The sequence below is a fragment of the Bartonella sp. AC535YNZD genome (genome assembly GCF_042196625.1).
Taxonomy (GTDB): Bacteria; Pseudomonadota; Alphaproteobacteria; order Rhizobiales; family Rhizobiaceae; genus Bartonella.
The window spans coordinates 1-1,164 of the sequence record NZ_JBHIQP010000027.1; the positions used below are offsets into that span (position 1 = coordinate 1).

Consider the following 1,164-nt stretch of genomic DNA (forward strand, 5'->3'; position numbering starts at 1 on the left):
GCTATTTGTCTTCGCTTCACCTGATCCATGCGTCGCTACAAAGGCTTTAGCCGTTTCACTCCACAACAAGGAATCACCTTGAACTGATTGAGTAATATTACTTATTTTTTCATCAAACTTTTTGACCTCATTAGACAGATGCGTATTTACATTCTGGACACTCGTATCAAGACCCGCAAACGCACTTCCAACATCGTTATAAGTATTATCCGTTACCGCACCATCATTAGCAATATTAGAGATTTTATAAGAAGGAGCTGTCCAAGCGCCATTTTCATACTTAGCATTACCACCAAAATATGTTGCTACCTGATCGCCCAATTTATGAAGCTGGTTACCCGTTACTGCATCCGTCGAACCAGATTTAATGTCCCCATCTAATAGAGATGTAAGCTTACTATTTGTCTTCGCTTCACCTGATCCATGCGTTGCAACAAAGGCATTCGCCGTTTTGCTCCACAACAAGGAATCACTTTTCACATCGGCAATGTCTTTGCCTATTTCATTCTTAATATTCGTAAAAGAGCTACCTACACCGGAAAACGCCGCCGCTACATTACCATAGCTTTTCTCTTCATCATGACCTTCAGAATTGATTATTTTAACCTTGAATGTAGGGGCTGTCCATGTGCCATTCTCATATTTAGCGTTACCACCTAAAGATTTTGCAACATTATCACCTAACGCATGAAGCTGATTACCCGTTACTGCATCCGTTGAAATAGCAGAAATATCTCCATTTTGAAGAGATGTAATCTTGCTGTTTTCTTTCTTGTCTCCATGTATCGCTACAAAAGAACCTTTGGACTTATCCCACAACAAAGCGTCATTTTTAGCAGCCGTAATGTCCTTTTCAATCTCTTTGCTAATTTCATCCTTAATATTATTAAATTTATCTTTAACATTCTCGAATGAAACACCAACACCGGCAAAGGCAGATGCAACATCGTCATAAGTCGAGTCAGAAACACTACCATCAGATGCAAATTTTTTAACCTTGAATGTAGGTACTGTCCATGCGCCATTTTCATACTTAGCATTACCACCCAAAGATTTTGCAACACTGCTTCCTAGGGTATGAAGCTGGGAACCATTTATGGCATCAGTTGAGGTTGCTGTAATGTCTCCATTTTTAAGAGACGTAATCTTGCTACTTGCATTCTC

Annotated in this window: 1 pseudogene; it reads right to left on the reverse strand. The window is 39.6% G+C overall.

The features are described 5' to 3' along the window. Positions 1 to 1,164: pseudogene (locus ACFIM8_RS08685) on the reverse strand (hypothetical protein); the annotation flags it as partial.